The sequence below is a fragment of the Streptomyces sp. NPDC094448 genome, assembly GCF_044763775.1.
Classification (GTDB): Bacteria; Actinomycetota; Actinomycetes; order Streptomycetales; family Streptomycetaceae; genus Streptomyces.
The window spans coordinates 296070-322239 of the sequence record NZ_JBIWGU010000003.1; the positions used below are offsets into that span (position 1 = coordinate 296070).

Annotated in this window: 20 protein-coding genes and 1 pseudogene; 6 read left to right on the forward strand and 15 right to left on the reverse strand. The window is 71.8% G+C overall.

What is annotated here, in order from left to right:
* Positions 1-352 precede the first annotated feature (352 nt).
* The gene (locus ACIQ9E_RS07475; protein ID WP_403703422.1) at positions 353-2434 is read right to left on the reverse strand and encodes a SpoIIE family protein phosphatase; all 2082 of its coding nucleotides are present in this window, start codon (positions 2432-2434) and stop codon (positions 353-355) included.
* A gap of 81 nt (positions 2435-2515) precedes the next feature.
* Positions 2516-3640: a DUF6777 domain-containing protein gene (locus tag ACIQ9E_RS07480; RefSeq protein WP_403703425.1), complete on the reverse strand. Its 1125-nt coding sequence runs from the start codon at positions 3638-3640 to the stop codon at positions 2516-2518.
* 205 nt (positions 3641-3845) lie between these two features.
* On the opposite strand from ACIQ9E_RS07480, the gene ACIQ9E_RS07485 reads away from it, so the two are divergent.
* The gene (locus tag ACIQ9E_RS07485) at positions 3846-4502 is read left to right on the forward strand and encodes a DUF1990 family protein (protein WP_403703428.1); all 657 of its coding nucleotides are present in this window, start codon (positions 3846-3848) and stop codon (positions 4500-4502) included.
* A complete protein-coding gene (locus ACIQ9E_RS07490) occupies positions 4486-5907 on the forward strand; it encodes a lipase maturation factor family protein (protein ID WP_403703431.1) in 1422 nt (473 codons plus the stop codon). Before ACIQ9E_RS07485 ends, ACIQ9E_RS07490 begins: the two co-directional genes overlap by 17 nt.
* Positions 5908-5981: 74 nt before the next feature.
* Here ACIQ9E_RS07490 and ACIQ9E_RS07495 read toward each other — a convergent pair whose 3' ends face one another.
* The 3 genes from ACIQ9E_RS07495 to ACIQ9E_RS07505 all read right to left on the reverse strand — a co-directional run bounded on the left by ACIQ9E_RS07495 (position 5982) and on the right by ACIQ9E_RS07505 (position 9076).
* The gene (locus ACIQ9E_RS07495; RefSeq protein WP_403703434.1) at positions 5982-6155 is read right to left on the reverse strand and encodes a hypothetical protein; all 174 of its coding nucleotides are present in this window, start codon (positions 6153-6155) and stop codon (positions 5982-5984) included.
* A 459-nt stretch (positions 6156-6614) separates the two neighbouring features.
* Positions 6615-8081 carry an SDR family NAD(P)-dependent oxidoreductase gene (locus tag ACIQ9E_RS07500; protein WP_403703437.1) on the reverse strand — a complete coding sequence of 489 codons (1467 nt, stop codon included), beginning with the start codon at positions 8079-8081 and terminating at the stop codon, positions 6615-6617.
* A 266-nt stretch (positions 8082-8347) separates the two neighbouring features.
* Complete coding sequence (locus ACIQ9E_RS07505; RefSeq protein WP_403703439.1) at positions 8348-9076, reverse strand: (2Fe-2S)-binding protein; 729 nt, start codon at positions 9074-9076, stop codon at positions 8348-8350.
* 232 nt (positions 9077-9308) lie between these two features.
* Between ACIQ9E_RS07505 and ACIQ9E_RS07510 the strand changes: the two genes are divergently transcribed.
* Positions 9309-10589, forward strand: coding sequence for a DMT family transporter (locus ACIQ9E_RS07510; RefSeq protein ID WP_403703442.1), 1281 nt, complete (start codon positions 9309-9311; stop codon positions 10587-10589).
* Here ACIQ9E_RS07510 and ACIQ9E_RS07515 read toward each other — a convergent pair.
* Entirely contained in the window at positions 10491-11819 is a 1329-nt protein-coding gene (locus ACIQ9E_RS07515; protein ID WP_403703445.1) for a transglycosylase family protein, read from the reverse strand. The genes ACIQ9E_RS07510 and ACIQ9E_RS07515 overlap by 99 nt on opposite strands.
* Positions 11820-12201: 382 nt before the next feature.
* Between ACIQ9E_RS07515 and gndA the strand changes: the two genes are divergently transcribed.
* The gene (gene gndA / locus ACIQ9E_RS07520; protein ID WP_403703448.1) at positions 12202-13644 is read left to right on the forward strand and encodes an NADP-dependent phosphogluconate dehydrogenase; all 1443 of its coding nucleotides are present in this window, start codon (positions 12202-12204) and stop codon (positions 13642-13644) included.
* A gap of 222 nt (positions 13645-13866) precedes the next feature.
* Here the strand turns inward: gndA and ACIQ9E_RS07525 are convergent, their stop codons facing one another.
* The 5 genes from ACIQ9E_RS07525 to ACIQ9E_RS07545 all read right to left on the reverse strand — a co-directional run bounded on the left by ACIQ9E_RS07525 (position 13867) and on the right by ACIQ9E_RS07545 (position 17816).
* Positions 13867-14562: an arylsulfatase gene (locus ACIQ9E_RS07525; protein ID WP_403703451.1), complete on the reverse strand. Its 696-nt coding sequence runs from the start codon at positions 14560-14562 to the stop codon at positions 13867-13869.
* Between the two features lie 51 nt (positions 14563-14613).
* Positions 14614-14955, reverse strand: a complete 342-nt coding sequence (locus ACIQ9E_RS07530) for a GNAT family N-acetyltransferase (protein ID WP_403704040.1) — start codon at positions 14953-14955, stop codon at positions 14614-14616.
* A gap of 74 nt (positions 14956-15029) precedes the next feature.
* Positions 15030-15446, reverse strand: coding sequence for an aspartate 1-decarboxylase (panD, locus tag ACIQ9E_RS07535; protein ID WP_403703454.1), 417 nt, complete (start codon positions 15444-15446; stop codon positions 15030-15032).
* A 238-nt stretch (positions 15447-15684) separates the two neighbouring features.
* Positions 15685-16167 (reverse strand): hypothetical protein, encoded by a 483-nt coding sequence (locus ACIQ9E_RS07540; protein ID WP_403703457.1) that lies wholly within the window; start codon positions 16165-16167, stop codon positions 15685-15687.
* 398 nt (positions 16168-16565) lie between these two features.
* Entirely contained in the window at positions 16566-17816 is a 1251-nt protein-coding gene (locus ACIQ9E_RS07545; protein WP_403703460.1) for a DUF2716 domain-containing protein, read from the reverse strand.
* An 89-nt stretch (positions 17817-17905) separates the two neighbouring features.
* Between ACIQ9E_RS07545 and ACIQ9E_RS07550 the strand changes: the two are divergent.
* Positions 17906-18792, forward strand: a pseudogene (locus ACIQ9E_RS07550) (DUF6891 domain-containing protein).
* An 838-nt stretch (positions 18793-19630) separates the two neighbouring features.
* On the opposite strand, the gene ACIQ9E_RS07555 reads toward ACIQ9E_RS07550, so the two are convergent.
* The 3 genes from ACIQ9E_RS07555 to ACIQ9E_RS07565 all read right to left on the reverse strand — a co-directional run bounded on the left by ACIQ9E_RS07555 (position 19631) and on the right by ACIQ9E_RS07565 (position 24306).
* Complete coding sequence (locus ACIQ9E_RS07555) at positions 19631-20158, reverse strand: hypothetical protein (RefSeq protein ID WP_403703463.1); 528 nt, start codon at positions 20156-20158, stop codon at positions 19631-19633.
* Between the two features lie 212 nt (positions 20159-20370).
* A complete protein-coding gene (locus ACIQ9E_RS07560; RefSeq protein WP_403703466.1) occupies positions 20371-22203 on the reverse strand; it encodes a tetratricopeptide repeat protein in 1833 nt (610 codons plus the stop codon).
* 654 nt (positions 22204-22857) lie between these two features.
* The gene (locus ACIQ9E_RS07565) at positions 22858-24306 is read right to left on the reverse strand and encodes a WGR domain-containing protein (protein ID WP_403703469.1); all 1449 of its coding nucleotides are present in this window, start codon (positions 24304-24306) and stop codon (positions 22858-22860) included.
* Positions 24307-24730: 424 nt separating this feature from the next.
* Here ACIQ9E_RS07565 and ACIQ9E_RS07570 point away from each other — a divergent pair, with 424 nt between their 5' ends.
* Positions 24731-25114, forward strand: a complete 384-nt coding sequence (locus tag ACIQ9E_RS07570; protein WP_403703472.1) for a hypothetical protein — start codon at positions 24731-24733, stop codon at positions 25112-25114.
* A gap of 189 nt (positions 25115-25303) precedes the next feature.
* Here the strand turns inward: ACIQ9E_RS07570 and ACIQ9E_RS07575 are convergent, their stop codons facing one another.
* The gene (locus ACIQ9E_RS07575; protein WP_403704043.1) at positions 25304-26152 is read right to left on the reverse strand and encodes an intradiol ring-cleavage dioxygenase; all 849 of its coding nucleotides are present in this window, start codon (positions 26150-26152) and stop codon (positions 25304-25306) included.
* Positions 26153-26170: the final 18 nt, after the last annotated feature.

Genomic DNA, 26170 nt, shown 5'->3' on the forward strand with positions numbered 1-26170 from the left:
CGCCTCCCGATCCCGGCCCCATCACCTTTGATCGGTTACGGTCCCATACGGCCGCTCTACGGAGCGTCACCCTATCCCCTGGGGACCGGACCGCCCCGCGCCGACAAGCCACCGCCGGGCCGAATCAGCCGAGCGGGAGCCCCGCCGTCCCGCCGGACGGCCCAGCGGATCCCGGTCCGGGGCGGGCGACGCCCCTTCGTGCCCGGCGGATCTGCCGGTTCCGGTCCGCACCCGGAAGATCCGGCGGTCCTTCGCACGGGGCGGATTCCGGACGGTCCGGTCAGCACCCGGCCGTATCCGGCAGGTCCCTCGGGAGTCCGGCCGGGTATCCGGCCCGGCGCGGGCCGCCGGTTCAGCCGGGCGGTACGGGGCGCTCCGGGACGGCGAACTCGCACCAGACGCATTTGCCGCTGCCGCGCGGTTCCACTCCCCAGGCGTCCGCGAGCCGGTCGACCAGCAGCAGTCCCCGGCCCGATACTCCGGACTCGCCCGCGTCCCGGCGGCGGGGCAGCGCGCTGGAACCGTCCTCGACCTCGACGCGGAGCCTCCGCTGCGGGCCGGCGAGCACCCGCACGGTCACTTCGGCTCCGCCGTCGGTGTGCATCAGCGCGTTGGTGGTCAGTTCGTCGGCGACGAGTTCGATCTCGTCGGCGCGCGCCCCGGCGCCCCAGGCGCCGACCGCCGAGCGGACCATCCGGCGGGCGGAGCGCAGGGCTGCGGGATCGTTCTGGGCGACGGGCTGGTGGAGCCGCCCGCCGGAGCGCGGGGTGAGGGTGCCGCGGCGGCGCATCAGCAGCAGGGCGACATCGTCCTCCCCGCCGCGTTCGTCGACGACCTCGCAGAGCCGGTCGGCGAGGTGCTGGAGGTCCCGGGGGCCGCTGCGTACCAGTGCCGTCAGCAGTTGCATCCCGTCGTCGAGGTCGGCGCCCGGCTGCTCCACCAGTCCGTCGGTGTAGAGCAGCAGGGTCTGGCCCGGGTCGAGTTCGAGGGTGGTGACGGGATACTCCAGCCGGCCGAACTCGGCGGAGAGTCCGAGCGGCAGCCCGCCGTCCACGGGGATCCTGCGGCAACTGCCGTCGGTGTCCCTCAGCAGCGGATCGACATGGCCGGCCCGGACCACCTGGACCACCCCGGTGGACAGGTCGGCCTCGGCGTACAGGCAGGTCGCGAAGCGGTCGGTGTCCAGTTCGTGGAGGAAGCCGGAGGCGCGGGCCATCACCGTCGCGGGGGCGTGGCCCTCGGCCGCGTACGCCCTGAGCACGATACGGAGCTGGCCCATGACGGCCGCGGCGTCGGTGTCATGGCCCTGGACGTCCCCGATGACGGCGCCGACCCGGCCGCCGGGCAGGGTGATGACGTCGTACCAGTCGCCGCCGATGTCCCGTCCGATCCGGGCGGAACGGTAGCGCACGGCGATCCGGGCCCCCGGCACTTCGGGGATACGGCGCGGCAGCATCGCCTGCTGGAGGCCTTCCGCCAGATCGTGCTCCTGGTCGTAGAGCACCGCCCGCTGCACGCTCTGCGCGATGGTGCTGCCGATGGCGACCAGGAGATTGCGTTCCCCGGCGTTGAAGCCGGTGCGGTCGGCGTAGAGCAGTCCGAAGGCCCCGATCGGACGGCCCTGGGCGATCAGCGGAAGATAGGCGGCGGCCTCCACGCCGAGGGGTTCGATATGCGGCCAGAGGATGGGGTACGACCCCGCGAAATCGTCGCGGCCCTCGATGAAGCGGGGTGCGAGGGTACGGATGACCTCGCTCATCGGGTACTGCTCGTCGACTCGGGTGTAGCGGGTGCCCGGGACGAAGGCCTCCTGCGGCCCCTCGGCGACCAGATGGATCCGGCCGCCGGGCTCCAGCAGCCCCATCACCAGGCTTCTCGCGCCGAACAGCTCCAGTCCGTGGACGTCCTTGAGGATGTCGATCACATCCTGGACGGTCCGGGCGTGGGCCAGTGCCGCGGTGACGGCTTCGGCGACACCGGTCTGCCAGCGGCGCTCGGCGTCGGCGGCGATCCGGGCGGTGGAGTCGGCGAGTTCGGCCGTGGCGTCCCGGACGATGCCGGTGATCCGTACCGGGCGGCCCTCGGGGTCCCGGCGCACCCGGCCCTGGGAGTGGGTCCAGCGCAGGGTGCCGTCCCGGCGGCGGATCCGGAAGTAGACGCCGTAGTGTTCACGCCCGCTCTTCAGGGCCTGGGCGACCCCGGCGTCCAGACGCGCGGCCTCGTCGGAGGGCATCAGCGCCAGCAGGCTGGCCCGCCGCCCGTCGTACTCCTCGACCGGCAGGTCGAGCACCAGATGCGCGTGCCCGTCCAGATGCATCAGTCCGCTGGCCAGATCCCAGTCGAAGCTGCCCATACGGTTCAGGGCCAGACTCGTCTCCGGGGCGGCCGGCCAGTCGTCGGGAAGTGCGGGCGCCCCCGCTGCCCGATCAACCATGGAGCCACTCTGCCATCATTTGTCGGATTATTCGACCGTTTGTCGATTCGGCTGATTCGACCGTGGGTACGGCCGGGCCGGTCACCCCGGGAATCCGGCCGACTCCGCATATCCGTCGTCCCCGCCGTAGGCGTCGAGGAAGTCATCCGCTCCGGGGAGCGGCTCCTCCTCGACGAGGAGGTCGCCGCCGTCCGGTTCGGTGCCGTCGAGCGGGTCCAGTTCGGCGTCCGGCTGCTCCGCTTCGGCGTCGGGGCCGTCCTGGCTGCCGCTCTCCGGAGTGCCGGAGTCCCGGGTGCCGGACCCGGCGGGCCCGTCGGGGGATCCGGCTTCGGTACGGGGTTCCTCGGCGGAGACCGCCGGATAGGCGTAGATATCGTCGGGGCTGACCGGCGGCAGCACCTCGGGGCGCCGGTCCTGCTCGCCGTCCGTGCCGGTTCTCCGGTCGATCCAGCTGTCCTCGGCGACGTCCACGATCACCAGGCTCTCCAGCGGTCGGTTGGCACGTTTGACGACCACCACCCGGTCCGTGCGGTAGCCGTTCCAGGCGACGCCCTTCTGGATCACCCCGCCCTTGACGGCGACCGGGTCCGAAAGCGGGGTGCCCGAGGCGCAGCGGACCCGAGGGGCGCCGCGGTCGTCGACCAGGACGGCCGTACCCGCCTGGAGCACCGCCTGCCGGGCGGCCACCGCGCCGCCGCCCGCCTGGTAGCCGTGGAAGGTGACCCGGGTGTCGGCGCGCAGTACGACCGGGGTGAGACCGCGCAGGAACGACGGCAGGGCCTTCCCGGAGATCCGGGCGTCGTCGGCGAAGGAGCGGGCCTTGGCCCGGTCGGAGCGGAGCAGGGTGATCTGCCGTTCGACGTCGCAGCTGCCGACGGACTGCGTTCCGCCGTACAGGCCCGGGGTGGCGCCCGACATGGTCCGCAGGGTGTGGCCGCGCTCCGGCGCACCGCCGCCGCCGGTGCCGGGCACCACCGGTTCGGGTACGGGGGTGGCCAGGGCCCGGGCGCTGGTCGCCGTGTACGGATCGGGGCCGGGCTCCGTCGCGGGCTGGAGGTAGACCTCCTCGTCCCGGTCCGGTTCGGGCCCGGAGCCGCCCCCGCAGCCGGAGGCGAGGGCGCCGAGGCAGACGGCGGCGGGCAGGGCGACCGCGGCGGGCCACCGGCGGCGCCCGGCCCGGCGCCGGCGTTCGGAACGTTTGGACATCTTCCGCTTCCGCCTCTCCTCCCCCGCCCGTTCCCCGGGGTCCGCTCCTGTGGCCGGCGCCGGGGACACGGTCCCCGGGCCTGTGAACCCTTTCTTCCGGATCAACGCCCCCAGCGCGACTTGAACGCGTTCAACAGGGCGCCTAGGCTCGGCCGGGAGAGGGACGGGAAACGATCCGGCCCCGGCGGCGGGACGGTTGATGGCAATGCTGGTCAGACGGTGGTCCCTGCGCGGCTTCCGGACACCACGGGAGGGGACGGGCACCCCGTCCGCCGGGCTCGTCCCCGTTCGGAGCAGCGTGACCTACCGGGAGACCGGGGCCACTCGCGGGGGCCCGCTGCCCGGCGGCTATCACCATCTGCACCACAGGGCCCGGATCGGGCGGGGCCGGGCGGTGTACGAGGCCGCCGGCGCGGCCGTACTGGACTGGCGGATGCACCGGGCGTCCGGTGCCCGGCTCCGGGCGACGGGTCCGCGCGCCGAACCCGGTGCGCAGGTCGAGGTATCCCTCGGGGCGGGGCCGCTGCGGGTGACGGGGCGTTGCGCGGTCGTCTGGGCGGAGTCCGGCCCGGAGCGGACCGGGTTCGGTTACGGAACGCTGCCGGGGCACCCGGAGTGCGGCGAGGAGTGCTTCGTCGTGGAGCTGCGGGAGGACGGTTCGGTGTGGTTCACCGTCCGGGCGTTCAGCCGTCCGGCGCTCTGGTTCACCCGGCTCGCCGGTCCGCTGGTGCCGCCGGTCCAGCGGGCGTACGTCCGCCGTCTGGGCCGGGCCGTACGGCGCATCGCCCGGGAGTCCGGCGAGCCGGAGGTGCCGGGCCGGGCAGGGCGGCCGGATACTGGACGGGATGGAGTGGTTCGGTGACGGTGGCTACTGGCTCAGCAGGCTGGTCTTCCAGCGTGCCCTGGCCGCCGTCTATCTGATCGCCTTTCTGACCGCCGCGCTCCAGTTCCGGGCGCTGATCGGCGAGAAGGGCATGCTGCCGGTGCCCGCGTACGTCCGGCGGGTGCCGTTCCGTCAGGCGCCGAGCCTGTTCCAGCTCCGCTATTCGGACCGGCTGTTCGCCTGCTGCTCCTGGGCCGGGGTGGTGCTGTCGGCCGCGCTGGTCGCGGGTGCGGCGGACACCGTGCCCCTGGCGGCGGCGATGGCATGGTGGGCGGTGCTGTGGGTGCTGTATCTGTCCGTCGTCAACGTCGGACAGGTCTGGTACGGCTTCGGCTGGGAGTCGCTGCTGCTGGAGACGGGTTTCCTCGCGGTCTTCCTCGGCAACGAGCGGACCGCGCCGCCGGTGCTGGTGCTGTTCCTGCTGCGCTGGGTGCTGTTCCGGGTGGAGTTCGGCGCCGGGCTGATCAAAATGCGCGGGGACCCCTGCTGGCGTGATCTGACGTGTCTGTACTACCACCACGAGACCCAGCCGATGCCGGGACCGCTGAGCCGGCTCTTCCATCTGCTGCCGCGCCCGCTGCACCGGGTGGAGACCGCCGCGAACCATATCGTCCAGCTCGTGGTGCCGTTCGGGCTGTTCGCCCCGCAGCCGGTGGCGACGGTGGCGGCGGGGCTGATCGTCGCCACCCAGCTGTGGCTGGTGCTCTCCGGGAACTTCGCCTGGCTCAACTGGCTGACGATCGCCCTCGCGCTCTCCGCCGTGGACTTCTCGCTCCTCCCGTCCGCTGCGTCCACCGCGTCCGCGGCGCCGGGGACGCCGCCGTGGTTCGCGGTCCTCGTCACCGCGGTCACGGCACTGGTCCTCTGGCGCAGTTGGTTTCCGGTACGGAATCTGCTCTCCCGCCGCCAGCGCATGAACACCGGCTGGGATCCGCTGCACCTGGTGAACGCGTACGGGGCGTTCGGGACAGTGGGCCGGGTGCGCCGGGAGGTGGTGGTCGAGGGCACGGACGCACCGGTCCTCGGGCCGGAAACGGTATGGCGGGAGTACGAGTTCCGGGGCAAGCCCACCGATCCGCGCCGGGTGCCGCGGCAGTTCGCCCCGTACCATCTGCGGCTGGACTGGATGATGTGGTTCGCCGCGCTCTCCCCCGCCTACGCCCGCCCCTGGTTCGGGCCGCTGATGGAGCGTCTGCTGACGGCCGACCGGGACACCCTGAGGCTGCTGCGGTCCGACCCCTTCGACGGTGCCCCGCCGACGTATGTGCGGGCCCGGATCATGCGCTACCGGTTCACCGGCCGGCGGGAGCGGCGGGAGACCGGGGCCCGGTGGCACCGGGACCTGCCGCGGGAGTTCTGGCCGCCGACGCGCCTGGACGGCTGAGGTTCCGCCAGGTCCGCGGAGTGCCCGTGCCCCCGCCGGACGGCGGGGGCACGGGCGTCGTCGGACCGGTCCGGTCAGTCGATACCGGGCAGGATATGGGGTTCGGCGAGGTCGTCCTCGTACCCCGCGAGCCGGATCGGGGCCGACCGGGCCCACACGTCCAGACTGCCGAGCTTCTCCTGGCGGGCGGCCCGCTCACGGGTGCGTTCCGGGGGGCGCGTCTCGTGCTGCTTGACTTCAGGTGTCACCGCGAACTCCTCTGCGTCGCGTAACAGGGACAGGCGATTCGGTCGCGGTGGCGCCGGCTTTCGGGCGGGACCGCAGCCTGGTTGCAGACGTGTCCCAGGACGGCCGGAAGGCTTTTTGTGGATCCTCTTGGTGGCGTCCGTGCCCATCAGAGTAACCACATGAGCGGGCTCATGCTCGATGGGGCCGGAAAAACTGATGTATTCCGGCCGTCGCAGACCGGGGCGGGCGGCCGTGGACCGTGGCGGGAAGCGGTGAAGGCGGTCCGGTCTCCGTGACGAGAGGGGGCTCGGGTGCCGTCTGCTGTTGGAGTGACGGGGGGCCGGGTTCCCGGTTACTGCGCGCGGGGCGCGGGGAGCCGCCGGAAACCGGCGCTGTCCGGGCGACGGGACGGCACGGGCCCGGGGGCACTGCCCCCGGGCCCGTCCTTCACCGCGGCGGGTCCGCCGCCGCCGCGTCTGCTACCACTTGCCGGGCGCGTAGTCCTTGAGGAAGCAGCCGTACAGATCCTCGCCCGCCTCGCCGCGCACAATCGGGTCGTAGACCCGGGCCGCGCCGTCGACCAGGTCGAGCGGGGCGTGGAAACCCTCCTCGGCCAGCCGCATCTTGTCCGGGTGCGGGCGCTCGTCGGTGATCCAGCCGGTGTCGACGGCGGTCATCAGGATCCGGTCGCTGACGAACATCTCCTCCGCGCTGGTGCGGGTGAGCATGTTGAGCGCCGCCTTCGCCATATTGGTGTGGGGGTGCCCGGCGCCCTTGTAGCCGCGGTTGAACACGCCTTCCATCGCGGAGACGTTGACAACGTACGTCCGGCGGGCGGCCGACGCGGCCATCGCCGGGCGCAACTTGCTGATCAGGATGAACGGAGCGGTGGAGTTGCAGAGCTGCACCTCCAGGAGTTCCACCGGGCCGACCTCGGAAACCGTCTGGATCCAGCTGTTGCTGGCGTCGAGGTCGGGGACGAGACCACCGGCGTCGATCGCCGTACCGGCTTCGATCCGGGCCGGGGTCGCCGAGCCCGACACCAGGGCAAGCCCGGTGACATCGTCGGCGGTCAGACCCTCGCCGCCGGCCCTCGGCAGGGCGGCGACCGCGTCCACGGCACCGCTGCCGAAGGCGCCGATGATCTCGGCGGCGGGCAGGGCGCCCGCGGGCAGCGGGGCGGATTCGGCGGCCACCAGCTCCCGGTAGGCGGCGGGCGAGCGGCGGACGGTCTGCGCCGCGTTGTTGATCAGGATGTCCAGCGGCCCCTCGGCGGCCACCGATTCGGCGAGCGCGACGACCTGGGCCGGGTCCCGGAGGTCAATGCCGACGATCTTCAGCCGGTGGATCCACTCGTCGCTGTCGGGCATGGCCTTGAAGCGGCGGACGGCGTCGTTCGGGAACCGGGTGGTGATCGTGGTGCGGGCGCCGTCGCGGAGCAGGCGCAGCGCGATGTACATACCGATCTTGGCGCGGCCGCCGGTGAGGAGCGCGCGCTTGCCGGTCAGATCGGTGCGGGCGTCGCGGCGGGCCCGGTTCTCCGTCGCGCAGGACGGGCAGAGCTGGTGGTAGAACGCGTCCACCTCGACATAGCGGCTCTTGCAGACGTAGCAGGACCGCGGGCGCTTGAGTATGCCCGCCAGCTGTCCCTGCGCGGAGGAGGACGGCAGCAGGCCCTCGGTCTCGTCGTCGATCCGGTCGGCGGAGCCGGTGGCGGTCGCCTCGGTGACGGTCTTGTCGTGGGCGGTCTTGGCGGCCCGGCGCTCCTGGCGCCTGCGCTGCTTGACCGTCCGGTAGATACCGGCGGTGGCCCGGCGGACGGTGATGGCGTCGGGGTGGTCGACGTCCAGCTCGTCCAGTTCGTCGAGCACGCTCAGGCAGATGGCCAGCCGCTCCGGGTCGATCCCGGGTCCGGTCACCGCGGGGCTGTCCTCTGTCACCGTCATGAGCTGTGCCATTCCTTGATCGCGGGGCGCTCGGGCGGGTGCCGACGGATCACGCCCGGGGGTTCCAAAAGCGCAACTGTACTGAGCGGACGGGGAGGGGCCAAATGAGATCCTCCCGGGCCGGGGCCGGGGTCGGTCTCCGGACCGGTGGGGTGGTGCGCGGCTGCGGGCGGATGCGGCGTGCTCCGCGGAGCACGCCATTTGGTGTTTCGCGGTGGGCGCGGGGTGTCCCGCGGGCGGACCCGGGGGCCGCCGGAAGGGCCGGTTCAGCCGGGTCCCGTGGGCCGGGCGGGTGCGGGCGGCGTATCGAAGACGCAGTCACCGCAGAGACCGCCGCCCGCCCGGTAGTAGAGGCAGCAGCTCCGGCGGCGCATCTGCGGGCCGTGGACGGTCCCGGCGAGGCCGGGCCGGGCGAAGAGTCCCCCGGCGAGGTCACGGGCGCGGGCGGCGGCTTCGGGGCGGCCGGTGCGGGCGGCCCAGGTGTCGATCTCGCGGACGGCACCGGCGAGCGCGGAGCCCGCGTTGCCGCGGAGCAGCCCCGGGGAGATCCGGGTGGTGCGCCGGAGCGCCGCGGCGAGCGGCACGAGATGGCCGTCCTGCACGGTCCGCCGGATCGTGTCGACGGAGGCGGGCAGGGCGTGCGGATCGGTCAGCAGGAGATCGTCGGGGGACGAGTGGTCGGGGCTCCAGCACAGATCGGCGGGGTGCAGGGCGGGCAGTGTGCCGTGCAGGGCGGCATGGCCGAGGGCGACGGACCAGAGCCGGGCGGCGAGGCCGAGGTGGGCGATGGAGGCGGCGACGCGGCGCTCCTCGATGCCGAGCCGGGCGGCGACACGGTCGATCCGCCGGTCCAGGGGGCCGTCGTCGCCCCCGTAGACGGCGGCGAGCGTGGTCGCCGGGCCGTCCGCGGGGCCGGTCCGCGGTGTGCCCGTACGCAGGGCGAAGAACCCCCCGATGGTGCCCACCTCGGCCGTCCGGCCCGCTCCCCCGCTCATTCCGCCCCGCCCTTCCGTATGCGCTCGTGTGCCCACCGTATGTGCTCCGCCCGGTCCTGCCGTCGGAAGGGGAGGTTCCCGCCGTCCGGTCTCCACCCAGGGGCTACCTCGTTGACCTGCGTAAACGGCATTTCTCAGACTTTCGGCCTACGCTCGTACTCCGTCGGTAGTACGAGCAATTGAGTGCTCCAGGACGACGACGGGGCGTCGGATCAGAGGCATCGTGATCTCTATGAGTCCCCTTCTGTTCGCCGTGCTGCTGTCCCTGGTCTCCGCGGTCGCCTACGCGGCCGGGGCGATTGTTCAGGAGCGCGTCGCGGCGACCACCCCTGCCGGTACGTACGCGCCGCTCCAGCACGCCGTGTGGTGGGGTGCCGTCGCACTGAACGGGATCGGCGCCCTGCTGCATGTCATAGCCCTGGCCTACGGGCCGCTGAGCGTGGTGCAGCCGCTCGGTGCGCTGACGATCGTGTTCGCGCTGCCGATGGCCGCGATCTTCGTCCGCCGCCGGGCCGGAGCGGCCGCCTGGCGCGGGGCGCTGGTGGCGACGGTGGGGCTGGCGGGTCTGCTGGCGCTGAGCGGCGACGCCGGGAACACCGCGTCCTCGTCCCTGGGCACGGGGCAGCGGGGGGTGCTGGCGGCGGTGACGTTCGGGACGATCGCCATGGTGTTCCTGGTGGCGCAGACGATCAGCCGGCCGGCCCTGCGGAGTGTGCTGCTGGCCACCGCGGCGGGAGTGGCTTTCGGCATCGGATCGGTGTTCACCAAGACCGTGGCGATGGACTGGGAGTGGTCGGCTCCGTTCGCCCAGTGGTCGAGCCTGATCGCGGTGGCCGTGCTCGCCACCGGCGGGCTGCTGCTGTCGCAGGCTTCGTACCGGGGCGCGGGTCTGGCGGCCCCGCTGGCCACTGTCACCGTGGTCAATCCGGTGGTGGCGACGGCGGTGGGGCTGACGATGTTCGGCGAGAGCTTCCGCGGCGGTGTCTTCGGTACGGTGCTGGCGCTCGGATTCGGGGCGGTGGCGGCCACCGGACTGGTGCTGCTGACGTCGGAGCGGCTGGCGGAGTCCCGCCGCCGCGCGGAGTCCGGGGCCGGGAGGCCCGTCGGCCCGGAAGGCCCGGACGCTCCCCACGACACCGGCACCGACACCGACACCGGGACCGCCGGGGAGAGCGGTGGGACGGACGGACGGGTCCGCGGTGCGACCGGGGGGCGGCCCGGCGCGGACGGCCACGGGGCCTACGGCCCGGCCGCGGCGGGCGGCGCCGGGCGGCACAGGTTTCGCACCGCCTGCCACCGGACCCGCCGTACGGCGCACGGCTCGCCGGCGGACCGCCGTCGTGCCCACCGTGCGGGGAAGGCTGCGCCCGCTGCTCCGCCGGAGCAGCGGGCGGGCGCCGCGGGGGCGTCCCTGTCAGAGCGAGACGCCGCCGGACCTGAGGTAGGCCACGGGGTCGATATCGGTGCCGTACCCCGGCCCGGTACGGACCTCGAAGTGCAGATGCGGCCCTGAGCTGTTGCCGGTGGAGCCGGAGCGGCCGATGCGCTGGCCGCTCGCCACCTGCTGGCCGGAGCGCACGGTGAGCGCCGAGAGATGGGCGTACTGGCTGTAGCGGCCGTCGTGGTGCCGGACGACGACCTGGTAGCCGTAGGCGCCGGCCCAGCCCGCCGAGATGACCAGCCCGTTGGCGACGGACTTCACGGAGGTCCCGGTGGCGACAGGGAAGTCGATGCCCGTGTGATAGCCGCTCGACCAGGAGGAGCCGGACTTGCGGTAGGCCGTACCGACGGAGGCGTCGACGGGGGCGCTCAGCCCGGCCCGAACGGGCGCCGCCTGCTTCCGGGTCTGCTGCTGGGTACGCTGCGGCTGCTGGGCCTTGGCCGGCTTGGCGGCGGGCCGCTCCGCCTGCGTGTCCTTGGCCCGCGGCTCGGCGGCGGGCTTCGCGGGGGCCTGCTTGCGGGTCTGCGGGGGGCTCGTCTGGGCGGGGGCCTTGCGCGGGGCGGCGGTCCGCTCCTTCGCGGGCGCCTGCTTGGCGGGGGCAGCCATCCGGATGACGAGCCGCTGGCCGGGCATGATCAGGTCGGGGTCGGAACCGACGGTGGCGCGGTTCTGCTCGTACAGCTTGGGCCAGCCGCCCTGCACGTTCTTGGTGTCCGCGATCCTGGACAGGGAGTCACCACGGGCCACCGTGTAACCCTCGCGCTGGGTGGGGACCGTCGTCGGGGTGGCCTGCTGCTGCTTCGGGGCGGTCCGCTGGGGCGTCGCGGCCTTCCGTACGGACTCGGCGGCGGCCCGCCCGCCCTGTGCCGCCGCGACCTTCCGGTCACCGCCGCCGCGCTCCGGCGATACATCGGGCGCGTCGCCGCCGCGGGTGAGCCCGGCCTGCTGGGCACAGGTCGGCCAGGCGCCGGGGCCCTGGGCGTCCAGCACCCGCTCGGCTACCGCGATCTGCTGCTCCTTGCTGGCGAGGTCGGCGCGGGGCGCGTAGTCGCGGCCGCCGAACGCCTCCCAGGTGGACTGGCTGAACTGCAGTCCGCCGAAGTAGCCGTTGTTGGTGTTGATCCGCCAGTTGTTGGTCGACTCGCAGGCGGCGACCTTCTCCCAGACGTCCACCGTGGCCGCCTGCCCGGTTCCGGCGGCGATCAGCGGCAGGGCCATTCCGGCACCGCTCGCGGTGACCGTCAGCGATGCGCGGTTGATGCGGCTCGGCTGTTGGCGGCGGTGGCGACCGGTTGCGGCCATGGAGTGACTCCCCCTGGTTGCAGGCAGAACTGAACGACGATCACGAACGGTAGATCACGGAACGGTCACGTACCAAGCGGCAACCTAGGCGCTGGACTCCGGCCGTGACAAGGGCTCAGGTACCGCGCACAACGGCAGAGGGGGCGGACGCCACCTCCGGAATCTTGCGTTCCAGGCGTGCCATCGGGGCGAAAATCCGGGCCGGGCGGGAAATTTTGGCCTCGTTCCCGGAATTGATGACGGGTAATCGGCAGGGCCCGCCGCAGTACGGCCGGCCGGCCGAAACCGACCGGATACCACCGCGGAATACGCGCCGGGTGATCTTCGGCACATACCGAGGCGCGCACCGGAAGCACGTACCAACGGATCCAGGAGTTCACTGATGAGCGGTACCGCCCAGATCGGCGTCACGGGCCTTGCGGTGATGGGCCGCAATCTCGCCCGCAATTTCGCCCGCAACGGCTTCACGGTCGCCGTGCACAACCGGACGGCGGCGAAGACCCGGGCGCTGGTCGAGGAGTTCGGCGCCGAGGGCACCTTCGTCCCGGCGGAGTCCCCCGAGGAGTTCGTCGCCGCGCTGGAACGGCCCCGACGGCTGGTGATCATGGTCAAGGCGGGGGAGGCCACGGACGCCGTGATCCAGGAGTTCGCACCGCTGCTGGAGGAGGGCGATGTCGTCATCGACGGCGGCAACGCGCACTTCGCCGACACCCGCCGCAGGGAGCGGGAGCTGCGGAAGCGCGGTATCCACTTCGTCGGCACGGGCATCTCGGGCGGCGAGGAGGGCGCCCTGCACGGCCCCAGCATCATGCCGGGCGGCTCGGTGGAGTCGTACGCCTCGCTCGCTCCGCTGCTGGAGCGGATCGCGGCGAGGGCCCCCGACGGCGCGCCGACCGTGGCGCATATCGGCCCCGACGGCGCCGGACACTTCGTCAAAATGGTGCACAACGGTATCGAGTACGCGGATATGCAGCTCATCGCCGAGGCGTACGACCTGCTCCGGTCGGTCGCGGGCTACTCCCCCGCCCGGATCGCGGAGACCTTCCGGCAGTGGAACCGCGGCCGACTGGGCTCCTATCTGATCGGCATCACCGCGGAGGTGCTGGCGCATACGGACGCGGCGACCGGGCGGCCGTTCGTGGACATCGTGGCCGACCGGGCCGAGCAGAAGGGCACCGGGCGCTGGACCGTCCAGATCGCGCTGGACCTCGGAGTGCCGGTCTCCGGTATCGCCGAGGCCGTGTTCGCCCGGTCCGTCTCGGGCCATACGGCGCTGCGCGAGGCCTCCCGCGGGCTGCCGGGTCCCGTGCCGCGCCCGCTCGGTGAGGCGGAGGCGGCCCGGTTCGCGGCCCGGGTGGAGCAGGCCCTGTACGCGTCGAAGATCGTCTCGTACACCCAGGGGTTCCACCAGATCGCGGCGGGCAGCGAGGAGTACGGCTGGAACGTCGACCTCGGGTCGGTGGCCGCGATCTGGCGGGCGGGCTGCATCATCCGGGCGGACTTCCTGGACCGGATCCGGGAGGCGTACGACACCCGGCCCGGACTGCCGAGCCTGCTGTCGGACCGGCAGTTCGCGGCGGAGATCGGCGCGGCGCAGGACGACTGGCGGGAGGTGGTGGCGACGGCGGCCCGGGAGGGCGTACCGACACCGGGGTTCTCGGCGTCCCTGGCGTACTACGACGCGCTGCGGGCCGAACGGCTCCCGGCGGCCCTCACCCAGGGGCAGCGGGACTTCTTCGGCGCGCACACCTACCGGCGCACCGACCGCCCCGGCACGTTCCACACGCTGTGGGGCGGGGACCGCTCGGAGGTGTCGGCGGGCTGAACGCGCGACGGCCGGCGCCGCCTCGCGCCGCGCCTCAGGCCGGGCCCGGCACGGGGCGCGGCTCCGGCTGGGGGCCCGGGTCCGGGTCGGGTCCGGGCGGGGTCACCGGATCCGGCGGGACCGGCGGCGGCTGCGGCGTCGGTACGGGGCCGGGCAGCGGGCCCGGGTCGGGCCCCGGCGTGCCGGGCTGGGGAATCGGCGACGGGGGTACAGGGGGCTGGGTCATCTGGTCCTCCCGGTTCCGGGGTGCTGCGTTTCCACTCTCCCGCCGGACCGGCCGGGGCGCCCGCCGGGCCCGGCGCAGGCCGCCACCGCGGCACGCAGCCCCGGGCGGGGGCTGGAGAGCACGGGCACGGCGGTGGACGTCCGCAGGGCCGCCGGGGCCATGGACACCTGGGCCAGGGCGATCACCCCGGCGTCCGTCACGGCATCCGCCGCTCGGGCGACGGCATCGAGATAACCGTCCGTGTTCCCGGCCAGGAACAGCTCCCAGGCACCGGGGACCAGGACGCTCCGCAGCTCCAGGGGGCGGCCCGCGGCCTCCTCCCGGATCAGCGCCTCCGTGGGCGCCAGGGTGCTCTCCAGGGCGGCGAGCACCACGACCCGGCCGCGGGCGGCGGCCTCGGCGGCCATCGGCCGGTCCACCCGCAGGACCGGCACCCCGTGCCGGGCCGCTCCCGCCTCGGCGGCGGCCCCGATCGTGGAGCAGGTGCACAGCACCGCCCGCGCCCCGTCCGCGACGGCCCGCTCGACCACCTCGGCCATGTCCCCGGCCACCGCGTCGGGCCCCTCGGCGACGGCTCGCTCCAGCAGATCCTCGTGGACCAGGTGGCGCAGTTCGACGCCCGGGTGGTCGCGGTCGCGCAGGGCGTCGAAGACCGGCGGGTGAACGGGCGAGGTGTGCAGGAGTGCCAGCATGACCGCCACCCTAGGGAGTCTCCGGGGGGATCCGGTGGGCAGCCGGTCGGCTCACCAGCGGTCGGGGTCGTTCCGCAGTTCGGCCTCGGCCGCGGCGATCAGCGGAGCGGGGGCCGGGGGCGCCTCCTGCGGATGCCGTCCGGCCCATCGGGCGGCGTACGGGCACAGCGGTACGACCGCTACGCCCTCACGCTCCGAGATCGTGCAGAACTCCCGGACCAGCGCCCCGGCCGGCCCCCGGCCGCCGTGCTCCGGTTCGACGACCGTGTGCACGGCGACCAGGGCGGCGGGTCCGGCGGGCCCGTCGAGGACGAAGTAGGCGATCCGGCCCGCGACGGGTGCGCCCTCGGGCGGATACGCCTCCAGCAGCCCCCGCTCGCGGTCGTCGCGCAGGTCGTACTCCCACGGCTCGTGCCCCGGCTCCGTACTCTGTCACCGCTCCTTCGGACCGTGCTCCGGACGGATGCTCAGCCGACGGCTCCGGGGCTGCGCTCGGTCCGGCTTCCCGGTACGGGCGCCCCGGCGTCGGTACCCAGCTCCACGATGCGGTTGCCGGCGCCGACGTGCACGACGCGGGGTACGAGCGCCCGTGCTTCCGCATCGTCCACCTGGGCGTAGCTGATGAGAATGACGAGGTCACCGGGGTGCACCAGATGGGCGGCCGCACCGTTGACCCCGATCGTCCCGGAGCCGCGCCGGCCCTCGATGACATAGGTCTCCAGCCGCGCCCCGTTGGTGATGTCGACGATGTGCACCAGCTCACCTGGCAGCAGGTCGGCGGCCTCCATGAGGTCCGCGTCGATGGTGACGGAGCCGACGTAGTGCAGATCGGCGTGGGTCACGGTGGCTCGGTGGATCTTGGATTTGAACATGGTACGCAGCATCGAGATACTCCCGGACTAGGCTCCCTGCCTGCATCTATGCAGGTCAAGGGCAGTTTTCTCACCTTACAACGAGTCGCATGCCCGGGCAGCTCACCCCAGGTTTTTCAGGACTGACGCCGACCACTTGCTGGACTGCTGAGTCCCTGGGCCCGTGGCCAGGTGGTCCTTCCCCTTTCGGGTGGCCGTGCTGGTCGCTGCCATCCACGAATGGCTGTGACCAGCACAGTCGCAGCCACGCCTAACCGCCTTGAAGGAGCCGACCCTCCGGAGTCCCGAAGTACCAGTGCCGCTCAGCCGGGGCAGCAGGGAGGGTGCCGGCCGCAAGATCAGCCAGCGCCTCCGCCAACTCGACAAGCGGAGCGGGATCGATGTGCTCTGCACCGCGCAGGAAGCTGGTGGCGCTCTCCTCCAACTCAGGCCATGTCGAGACTTCGTCTCGCGCCACGCCCCCGCGGGCCTCGATCCGGCGAGCCGCCTCCAGGGCGCAGTTCAGGAGTGCCTGCTGCTGTTCGGCGCCATAGTCGTCGAACAGGACGGCGAAACTGCTGCCCACCAACGCGTGCGTGCGGAGATCCTGCTGCAGGTCCGCCCACCAAGAGGGCCGCAGATCCGCCGGCGTCTCTCCACAGACCCTCGCCGCTTCAATGAAGAGAACGCCGAGTGCCACGTCGTAGGCCCAGAACATCGCGTCACCAGAGATCACCGGCACTGTCTTGCTCAACGGCACTCCTCCGCAGCCACTCGCTCCCAGCGCCAATTATGTCCCATCGGCCCCGGACGATTGCCCAGTTGGGCTGCGCGATCAGCACTTCCACAACAGGCCCTGATAAGGCCCGATTGTGTCGGCGAGAGACCCGCTACCTCCACGCACCCCTGGAGGTTCAAGCTCCACCACCCACCCCGCTCGATCGAGATCACCGCCCTCCAGGTGCTCCACCTCAAATCCGGCGGCGAGCCGAGGCCGGTCGCCATGCAGGCACATGAGGTACGCACAGCCGGGGTCGGCACAATGAGGGCGACCGGGGTCGGTGCGGAGATACGCTCCACCGGTTCACGGTACGGAATGCGGCTCGGTCAGGACATTCGCGAGAGACCGGTAACGGGGCGTCATCCGATTGCTCAACCGAAGGTCCAGACGCCGTCGCCGAGCAGTCGGTCCAAGTCATTGGCGACCTGCTCGACGAGGTCGTCTCCGAAGACGATGAGGGCCCCTTCGGCGTAGTGGGCGAACGTGCCCAGGCGGGCGTCCGCGGTGACGAGGAACTGAAACTCGTCGTCGGCGATGGCGCTGCCCGGCCAGGGCGGCTGCCCCGGGCCGCCGACCCGGTGCGGATCGAACTCCCAGCCGTTGAGATATGGACGGCACTCGTAGACCCATTCACCGGGCCGGACGCAGGCACGCAGGCCACGCTCGATGACGCCTTCGGCGGCTGAGATCGCCGGAGCGCTGCGGTCAAGCATGCCGTAGAACCAACGGCGCGAGTCGGCCGGCGCGGTATACCGTCCGCTCCCGCCGGCGTAGTCGAAGCCGATACGAGCCTCGCCGCGACGCGCTATCCGTCCGGACTCGGCGTCGTGGAGAGAATGCCTCGCGGGCGGGGCCGCAGCGGGCTCGCCCGGCGGGGTCCAGCGGTGGGACCGGACCATCGTGACGTCCCGAAACCCAACGGCCACAAGGGCGCTGCGCAGCTGCCCGTCGGCCTCGGCGACCAGGAACCCCTTCGCCGGCGGCTGGAACCGCCGCAACGGCGGCTTGGCGAGCAGTTCGGCACGCGAAGCGGTCAGGCCCCCGACAACAGCGAACCCGGTGCCCTGAACGGTCTCCAGCCAGCACGCCGCGGCAACCCTTCCGCGGTGAGTCAGCACGCGGACATCCACCTCCCAGTACGGGATCGAGCCCATCGCGTGCCAGACCGACAGCGGGACTCGGTGCGGCCCGGAGCCGGCGGAGAGGTCGAGCGCCTGCTGCGCCTGCGCGTCGTTCCACCGGACCGATTCAATTCCCCACTCCGGCTGCGGCTGGGGGAAGTCGAGCTCCGCGACTTCGCCGACCAGGACACTGCGCTCCCATCCTGTGGTGAAACCCGCCGTTTCCAGCGAGGCGGTCAGCCGTGACGCTTCTGTGTCGTGGGCGAACACGCGCCACTCCACAGGTTCCACACGCGCAGCCGCGCACTGCTGCACTTGCGAAGCAAGCTGCGCGGTCGAGATCGAGGCGTCCAGGGCGGGGTGATCGACGATGCAGTGGGTGCCGTAGTGCGTGAGGGTCAGCGGTCCGATCCGTTCGACCACGGTGCCGAGTCGCGGATGCGCCGAATCGGGGCTACGCAGCCTGCGATCGTACGCTGCCAGCAGTTCCCCCACGTTCATGACCACCGCGGTATCCAAGCACTGCGGTTCCCGCGACGCCATTGAATACTTCAGGGACGCCGAGCGCGGTGCGGCTCTCGTCCGGCCGGTTGGTCGTTAGCAGCACTGGCCAGGGCGGAAGGCTGTCCGGGCTTGTCCGGCGGGTCGGCGGTGTTGGTGATCGTTTTCTGGTGGTCCATCGGATACCCGATATGCCCGACGTTTTCGCTCAGGTCTGGCACGAGGCTGGTGGGAGTTATGCGCTGGAGCACCGTGATGGTGCTGCCGACCGGCACTTCCAGGTGATGGTCGACGGTTCCGGGGCCGTGGTTGAGGCGCTGACCGGCTGGGCCCGGCAGGGGGCCGATTGGGGCTCTGGTCTGGTGTGGTCGCCGCTGGATACGGGCCCCACTTGCGGGGTGCCGCCGCTCGACTTGGACGCAGACGAGCGCAAGGGGTTGGAGGAGCGTGTCCGCGAGGTGTTGGTCGGCGGCTACGCCGATCGCGCCGGGCCGGCGGAGCTCGCCGAGGAGTACCTGGTCACTGCGGATCGCCGACCCGTATCGCGCGGGCAGGCGGAGGCGTTGGTCGACCGGATGTGGCTGGAGCGTGTCGCGGAGCAGGCCGAATGGCAGGGCGAGACCGACCCGGAGCGGCTCACCCGCGCGTTCGCCGCCCTGCGGGAGGCCGGTATCACCGCCCGCGAGAACTTCACCTGCTGCCGCAGTTGCGGCCGGTCCGAGATCGGCGATGAAGGCGGGACCGATGCCCGTGGCTTCGTCTCTTTCCACTCCCGGAGCACGGACGCGGCCGCTTCCGGCGACGGACTGGCACTCGACTACGGAGGCTTCGACAACTCGTCCGAAACCACCGCAGCCATCGGCCAGGAGGTTGTGGCCGCGCTGGACTCAGCCGGCCTCCGTACCGGTTGGGACCGTGACCCGGCCAGGCCATCACCGTCACCCCCCTGGCGTGGCGCAGACGCCTGGTCGGCTGACCATCGTCTCCGGAGCGTCCGCCTCGGCTGAGCCTGTCCCTTGGCCTCCGGCGTCAAAAAAGGGCCTCGGATCATGAGGAGGGCGGCCGTGTTCCTGGGTCAGGTCCGGAGCAGAGCGGCGTGGATACGGGCGATGGCCCTGAGCACCCGGTCGCGGTTCCTGGCGTGCTGCATCCATGCGGGCAGGCGGGCCACCAGGGGTCACCTTCCGGCCGTGGTCGTGCCAGGGAATCCCCAGTCCCCGAACAAGGTGATCCGCGTAGGGCCGCCGTTGTTCACCGCGAGGACGGCGACGCCGTCGGGAACCGGGTCGGGGCCGGCTCCGGGATCTCGCACCAGTGCGGCGGCGGCCGAGAGCCCGGCACACTGGCCGGCCGGGGCCACGGCGATGGCCGCGGTGTCCGCGCCGTGCGGCCCACTGGGGGCGTGGCCCGGCCCGGCTCGTGGAGATCGGGGTGGGCGGGCAGGGCCCCGGCCACTGCGTTCCGGGCCTCGTCGAGGCCTTCGGCCCACTCCAGCCGCGCTGCCGAGCCGGCCGTCCAGGTGGTCCGGAGCGGAAGGTCGGCGGGGGTCGGGGGCCGATGGTGTCCAGCGCCGTGGTGACGTCGACCCGGCCGGTCGGGTGTCACGAGTGCCGTTGACCAGAGCTGCCGGACGGGCATCGAAATTCGCTTCCCTTCTGGCCGGTGATCACTTCCCGCCGAAGGGACGGCCGCTTGGTGCACGGTGCCGCGAAGAGGGTGACACTTTGAGGAAGGGTGCGTCACAGCCGCATCAAAGGCCATGGACACGACGTGACCTGGTGCGGGACCCGTCTGCGAACGCGGCGAGGGATCGTCTACGGGAGCGACAGGTCGTGCTGGAGATCGCACGCGTCGTCCCGCAGGTGCAGCCGGCGAAGGTCTTGCAGTGCTGCAACAGGGAAGGGGTGTTGCACCCATTTCGCCCGGTAGCCCTCTTCGCCATGGATCCGTAGCACCGACTGTGCCGCTTCGATGACGGCATGGCTCAAGACGCCCCGGTCCTGTCTTGAGCTCCATACGAGCGTGCCGTCGTCGTCGGGCGCGTCGAAGCTCGCCGACATGTCCGGGAACCGGTAGATCGCGATCTCCGCGTTCGGCCCTGTGCCTCGCAGAACCCACCTGCTTTCGGCCGGTTCGAGATCGAAGGAGAACCGGTGGACAGTGCCGGGTCCGTAAAGACCCGTGAGGCCGTAGAGCATGTCGGCAAGAGCGTCGGTGCAGTAGCTGACGATGTCCATGCGTTCCGAGGGACCGTCGGCGATGCGGCACGTCGCCCAGCCGGATCCGCTGAGTTCCCAGCTGAACTGGAGGCCAGCCGTCAACTTGTCATCTCCCTTGCTCATGGCCGGGACGCCGGTTCGACGTGGCATCTGCTGTCAGCTCCCGTGCGGTCTCAAGCCTGAAGCCGTCCAGCAGCCGGAAGAACTCAACGGCCGGCGTGCAATCCGCAGATGTCATGCGCTGGGCCGAGCGGGTCAGGTGGGTTTCAGTTGGGCTGCCCCGGGTCTCGCCCACCCCCATCGACGACCGGCACGCTTCATCGGCGAAGGCCGGGTTATTCAGGACTGGCGCCGACGTCGAACGGATCGGCACCCATGGGGAAAGCCCGCGCTGGCGGCTCATCGGCGCCGTCCTCGTCCAGATCGTGGAAGATCTGCTGGAAGCGGGGGTCGTCTGCGATGGCCCGGAACGACCGGTCGTCCCGCATCTGGTACGGCCGGGAGTATCCGCGTTCGCGGGCGAGTCGCAGGCATTCAAACGTCTTCTCCAGTTCGTCCAGTTCGATCCAGACGCAGGCGGCGTTGTAGAAGATCGCCGGGTTCTCCGGGCCGTGGGGCAGGGCGGCCCGCAGATAGCGCCGGGCGCGCTCCGGCTGCACGGGCAGGTCGTTGTTGTCCGCCTGGACGGCCCAGAGTGCATCCTGGTAGATCATCGGCGCAGCCCCGTCGGCGGGGGCTGCGACGACGGCGTCGTAGATCGTCAGCGCCTGGGCGAAGTTCCGGTCGTAAGAGGCCAGTTCGCTGGCGTATCGGGCCAGTTCCGGGATCCCGTTCGTCGTCTCCGTCATGGCGGCGAGTGCCGACGGCAGCCGGTCGGGCGCGTACTTCACTACGGCCCGGATCAGAAATGCCACGGTCGGTCCTTTCGCCCATGCGCTCAGACCTGACATCGGTACGGCGACGAGTGCCGCGGCCGCCTGTTCCGGCATGTGCTCCTGGGCTATTCGTACCAAGTACACGGCGGGCCGCGGACGTTCCCAGCCCCGGACCCGTTCGAGCGCCTCGTCGAATCGTCCCTGTTGCATCAGGGCGAACAGCACATGCGCGCGGGCCGTGTCCTGCTCGGGGTCGATCGCGATCGCCCACTCGGCCAGGCGGATGGCGGTCTCGGCCTCGTCGGGGATGTCAGGGTCGTGCTGCTCGACGATCTCGATCAGCATGGCCGCGACCTCCTCGGCGGTCCAGAGGGTCCGGCTTTCGGTCCAGGTCCGCGCTGACGCCTCGCCCCCGGCGCGGAAGATCTCGTGCAACGGGTTGCCCGCAAGAATCAGGGGCTGGCCGGTGTCGCCGAGGAAGGCACCGTACTTCTGCACCATGTCCGCGCCCTGGAAGCGCACATGCGCCACAGGCAGGATCTCGTGGAGCGAGCGGACGATCCAGAGCAGGTGGTGGACCGGTGCCGCACTCGATCCGGGGAACCACCAGCGGTCGATCCAGAATCCGGCGGAGCGGTGAACCGGGTCGTACGAGAGGCCCTCGTGGCGGAACCCCCCGTACGACGCGATCCACAGGCGTTTGAACGCCCGCAGCACCTGTTCCTCACCGGCGAGGCGCGGGCCGCCGAGCTTGACGGCAATCCCGAAGTCGTACCAGTCGAGCTCCTTGATGATTTCCGGGTAGCCGTCGATCGGGAACGGAGAGTCGCCCTCCACCGGTCGCCAGGCCGGGAAGCGTGAGCCTGCCTCGCCGGATCCGGCGACCCCTTCGGCAGAAGCCGCGCCACCGGCCACGGTGTCCTGGCCGACGACCGCGGGGAGACTCTCCGGGAAGTAGGCGGACCGGATCTCGGGGCTCACGGCGTACGGGGCCTGGAAGAACCAGGCGGCCCTGACCGCGAACCGTTCTCCCAGAGCCGTGAGCGTCCGATGCTGCGTGTCGGCGTCCTCCGCCGCGGGGGGTCGCCACGGCAGCCCGACCACCTCCGCCGCGTCCTCCGGGTGAACCGTCCCGTCATAACCGGCGTCCGGCAGGGGATCGGCGATTCCCGCGGCGACCAGGGCGTCGCACAGCGCGTGGAGGGTGCCCGCGTCCAGTGGCTCCGCGAAGCGCAGCACCATGAGGCCGGCGGGGTCGGCACTCTCCTGCGCCGCGAAGTTGTCGATCTGCATCGGGTGGTCCTCGGGTCGGTGGATTTCGGGGGCCGCCCTCGCCCGGCGCGCCTGCACGGCGACCAGGGAGCGGCCTGCAGGTGCACCGAACCCTAGACAAGGGCACTGACAGCCGGGCGCGAAGCGCGGGCCTGTCCTGTCGCATTCGGGGCGGTGCGCGAGAACGGACATGACGGCGGGATCCGGGCAACGGCAGCGTGGGCAGCCCGCTGACCGGGGCTGCCTTTCGCCAGGGTTCCGGACTCGGCGGCTGTCCGCGTTCAGCGGAGTGCGGCAGGGGTCCGGCTCCGCCCGAAACGCGCTCGCCGTGACCGTTGCGCCCCCGCTCTACGCCGAGATCCCGGCGTACTGCACAGGTCCGTATATGGAGATCTGGTACGGCAAGGACCTCCGAGCGGATCGCCGACCGGCTTGATCACGGGTCGCCGCAGGACGGCAGGGCCAGTAGGCCCGGCACGCACGACGGGACGTCTGCAGCCGGTTCCAAGAAAGGATCCACGCTTCCGTGGACCACTTCCGCGTCGCGGTGCGCCGAGTACTCCACGAGCCTCCCGAGGCATAGCAGGCCCCTGCGGGCCCTGGAGGGGTCCTGCCCCGCCGGATCGCCGACCGGTTTCCGGCGGTCCGCGGCTGCCGGTGACCGGGTCCCGCCGATCACACCAGCCGGCGTATCTCCCCGCGCACCCGGTAGAAGCCACCGGCCGAGGGATGCAGAGCATCCACCACGTACCGCGCACCGACCTCCCGTACACCCCGGGGGAACTGGACGTTCCAACTGGTGTCATAGCCGTCCGGAGCGCCCGAGACGACATGCACCCGCAGCCGGGCCCCCTCCTGGACGCACTCCACCACCACTCCGTCCGAGGGCGCAGCGGTGACCGTTGCCAGAGCCGTCGCCGTCGCCGCGGGCAGGTAGGTGGGCAGCGCGGCGGCGGACTTGATGTCGCGGGCGACCGGAACGGTTCCCTCCTGCGCCGCCGCGATCGCCCCGTCCGTGGCATCCACGCAGACCAGCGAACCGTCCGTGGTCACCATGTAGAGCCGCTCGTCCGCATACTGCATGGAGAGCGCCGACCCGCTTCCGGTGCCCAGCTTCCACAACCGGTTGCCGTCGGCGTCGAAGCAGTAGACCGACGACGCCGAATCGCCCGCGAAGACGTAGGTGCCTCCGGGCGCGGTGGCGCACGAGTACACCGAGGCGTCACAGCGATAGGTGGCCCCGAGGGCACCCGTCGCCTTCGACAGTCGTTGGACCACATTGCGGGAGGTGCCCGCGTACACCGCGTCCGCCTCCTGCCAGCCGAAGAGGACCTGCCCGGATGTCGAGGTGTGCCACAACTCGCCGCTGCCGTCCGGTGCGTACGCCGTGACTCCCTGGTGATGACCGTGGTAAACGGCCCGGTCGTCGGCCCGGACCATCCAGCCGTGCGCCCCGGCGGACCGGCGGGACCACTGGTGCTCGTCCTCGTGGTCGATGACCGTCAGCCCGCCCTTGGCATCCGAGACGTCGAGAACGCCCTCGTGGATGTCCAGCCAGAAGATGTCCACGTCCCGGGCGATCGTGTAGGCCCCGTACGGCACCTTCGACGAGAGGTCGTACACCGTGCCGTCGTCACAGCCCGCATAGATCCAGAAGTCATCGGCGACCAGGCACTTCACCCCGTCCGGAAGGGAGTACCGGGCGAGCACCTCACCCCCGTGACTGAGGGTGTACACATCACCCGCCTGGTTGCCCACCCAGCAGCGGTCCTCGGAGATATGGATACCGAAGGCGGCGGAACCGGTACGGAAACGCCACAGCACCGGAGCCGTGGACCGGGCCGTCGACGGCGCCGATGCCACCGCCCGCCGCGTCACCGCACGCGCCGCGCGCACCCCCTGCACAGCCGGCGCGTACCCCTTGCGCACCTTCTCACCGACCTTCTTCGCCGCGGCCGCCCGCGCCTTCTCCACCGTGGGGAAGGCGGACACCTGCGTCTGCCCGGCGGTCCCGATCCGGCCGTAGCGCACGGAGACCACCATCCCCTCGACCGTCACCTCGTAGAACTTATGGGCGCCCGCCCCCTCCTGCGACAACTCCAGATACGTCGTCGAACCCGCCATGACACACCCCTCCCCGGGATGGAACGGGCGTTCTGCGGCCGCTCGTTCCCACTTTCCACACAGTAGGACCCGCCACTGACAACGCCCCGGCACCTCGACACCGTGACGCCGTGACGATCCGGCTCCGGCCCGCACCTGCTCCGTCCGCCTTCATTGCCGACAGCAGGCAGGCAGACCGAGCCCACTGGTGCCGACATCTGCCCATGAAACCGAGCCGTCCGGCCGTCTACCGTGGTTCGGAGACACGGAGGCGCGGGGTGCAGTCCACCCGGAATCGTGACATCCGGCTTCGACACGAGTGGCAACGGGGGCAGAGGACGTGGACGGCGTACGAAACGCAGATGTTTCCCACAGGGAACGGCGGAGCACGGCGCCGGGTACTCCGGTACCCCGCGCGGCGTTGTTGCTGCCGCTGGTACTTGCGTTGCTCCTGGGCGCACTGTCGCTGCTGATGTTCCCGGCAGCTCAGCATCTCCGCTCGTTCCGGGACGGTGAACGGGCTTCCGCAGTGCTGCACAGGAGCGGCTCGTGCCTGATCGGCAACTGCCGGATCGCCTTTGAGGTGGACGGACGGACCGTGATGTCGGATCTGCCGGTGGGGAGCGGTGGCGGCAAAAACTCCACCGGCGACCGGATGTTCGTCCGGTACCGGGCCGAAGACCCGCAGTCGGCCGTCCGGGAAGCCGATACGGACGGCGGCGGGGCCGCCGTACTGGCGGTGGTGTCGAGTGGGGCCGCCCTGCTCTTCCTGATGCTCTCGATCGCCGGGGTGGTGTACACGCGCCGGCAACGGCGCCAACGGATCTGACGGTGCGGCGGCGGCCCCGGGCGCAGCGCCCGGCGGGAGGGGCGGGCCGCCGGGGCCACCCCTCCCGCCGGACGACCGGGTCGGGCCTCCTCCCTGTTCGCGGTCACCCCGTTCGGCCCCTGCCGGGCTGACCGCGATCCGGCCGAACGGCTGCCGCCGTCGTCCGGGGGTGAGCGGAGGACCCGGTGGTCAGGGGCCCGGCCGGACCGGGCCGGGCGGCGGGTTGCCCCTGCGGCCGGGGTTGATCGCGTCCAGGTCGACAGCGGTCCTGATGGAGGCGCGGATCGGCCTCGTCGCGTCGGTGCGGTCCCACTCCACCGTCAGCAGACCGTCGGCGGCCGTGTCCCCGGAGTAGAAGGGGTCCGTGGCGTTGGTGGTGCGCGGCAGGTCGTTCCGCGTGTACGGCCGTACCCTGCTGACCGCCGCGGTGAGGTCCTCGGGGAAGAAGACCTGTCCGGTGTGCACGGTGACGCCTTGGGCGTACGCCCGGTCCAGCAGGACGCCCCTGGTGTGCACCTTGGCGTGGATGTGCACGGTCCGCCCGGTGTACCAGCCGGGGAAGACGGTACGGAAGCGTACCCAGCCGTCCCGGCCGGTCATCTGGAAGCCGCGCAGGTAGGTGGTCTTGCTGTCCGGTGGCAGCTTCGGGATCGGGCCGTCGAAGACCAGCTCGCCCTCGTTCATGGCCTCCGAGGTCTCCTCGTACCCGGAGTAGATGCCGAGCGCGTCGCACTGCCAGATATCGACCGCCGCCTCGGGCACCGGCTTGCCGTTCTTCGCGTTCAGCACCTGGATGCGCAGCTCCAGCGGTGTGCCGGGCCTGCCTTCGGTGATGTCGACGCGGTGTTTGTCGTAGTCGAGGTAGTACGGGCCTTCGGTGGTCTCCTTCACCAGCGGCAGGAGGTCCGGCGCGGAGGGGGAGCCGGAGGAGGTCACCGTGGCCGCCGCCTCCGATCCGGCGGTGGCGAGGTGGACACCGCTCAGCCCGATGGCGGTGACGCCCGCACCACCCGCGGCGAGGAGGGAACGGCGGCTCATACGCCGTGTGCGGTCCGT

What these genes read in the sequence shown, in the direction of transcription:
- ACIQ9E_RS07475 (WP_403703422.1), bottom strand. Translation starts at nt 2,434, where the DNA reads ATGGTTGATCGGGCAGCGGGGGCGCCCGCACTTCCCGACGACTGGCCG.
- ACIQ9E_RS07480 (WP_403703425.1), bottom strand. Translation starts at nt 3,640, where the DNA reads ATGTCCAAACGTTCCGAACGCCGGCGCCGGGCCGGGCGCCGCCGGTGG.
- ACIQ9E_RS07485 (WP_403703428.1), top strand. Translation starts at nt 3,846, where the DNA reads ATGCTGGTCAGACGGTGGTCCCTGCGCGGCTTCCGGACACCACGGGAG.
- ACIQ9E_RS07490 (WP_403703431.1), top strand. Translation starts at nt 4,486, where the DNA reads ATGGAGTGGTTCGGTGACGGTGGCTACTGGCTCAGCAGGCTGGTCTTC.
- ACIQ9E_RS07500 (WP_403703437.1), bottom strand. Translation starts at nt 8,081, where the DNA reads ATGACGGTGACAGAGGACAGCCCCGCGGTGACCGGACCCGGGATCGAC.
- ACIQ9E_RS07505 (WP_403703439.1), bottom strand. Translation starts at nt 9,076, where the DNA reads ATGAGCGGGGGAGCGGGCCGGACGGCCGAGGTGGGCACCATCGGGGGG.
- ACIQ9E_RS07510 (WP_403703442.1), top strand. Translation starts at nt 9,309, where the DNA reads ATGAGTCCCCTTCTGTTCGCCGTGCTGCTGTCCCTGGTCTCCGCGGTC.
- ACIQ9E_RS07515 (WP_403703445.1), bottom strand. Translation starts at nt 11,819, where the DNA reads ATGGCCGCAACCGGTCGCCACCGCCGCCAACAGCCGAGCCGCATCAAC.
- gndA (WP_403703448.1), top strand. Translation starts at nt 12,202, where the DNA reads ATGAGCGGTACCGCCCAGATCGGCGTCACGGGCCTTGCGGTGATGGGC.
- ACIQ9E_RS07525 (WP_403703451.1), bottom strand. Translation starts at nt 14,562, where the DNA reads ATGCTGGCACTCCTGCACACCTCGCCCGTTCACCCGCCGGTCTTCGAC.
- panD (WP_403703454.1), bottom strand. Translation starts at nt 15,446, where the DNA reads ATGCTGCGTACCATGTTCAAATCCAAGATCCACCGAGCCACCGTGACC.
- ACIQ9E_RS07545 (WP_403703460.1), bottom strand. Translation starts at nt 17,816, where the DNA reads ATGAACGTGGGGGAACTGCTGGCAGCGTACGATCGCAGGCTGCGTAGC.
- ACIQ9E_RS07555 (WP_403703463.1), bottom strand. Translation starts at nt 20,158, where the DNA reads ATGAGCAAGGGAGATGACAAGTTGACGGCTGGCCTCCAGTTCAGCTGG.
- ACIQ9E_RS07560 (WP_403703466.1), bottom strand. Translation starts at nt 22,203, where the DNA reads ATGCAGATCGACAACTTCGCGGCGCAGGAGAGTGCCGACCCCGCCGGC.
- ACIQ9E_RS07565 (WP_403703469.1), bottom strand. Translation starts at nt 24,306, where the DNA reads ATGGCGGGTTCGACGACGTATCTGGAGTTGTCGCAGGAGGGGGCGGGC.
- ACIQ9E_RS07575 (WP_403704043.1), bottom strand. Translation starts at nt 26,152, where the DNA reads ATGAGCCGCCGTTCCCTCCTCGCCGCGGGTGGTGCGGGCGTCACCGCC.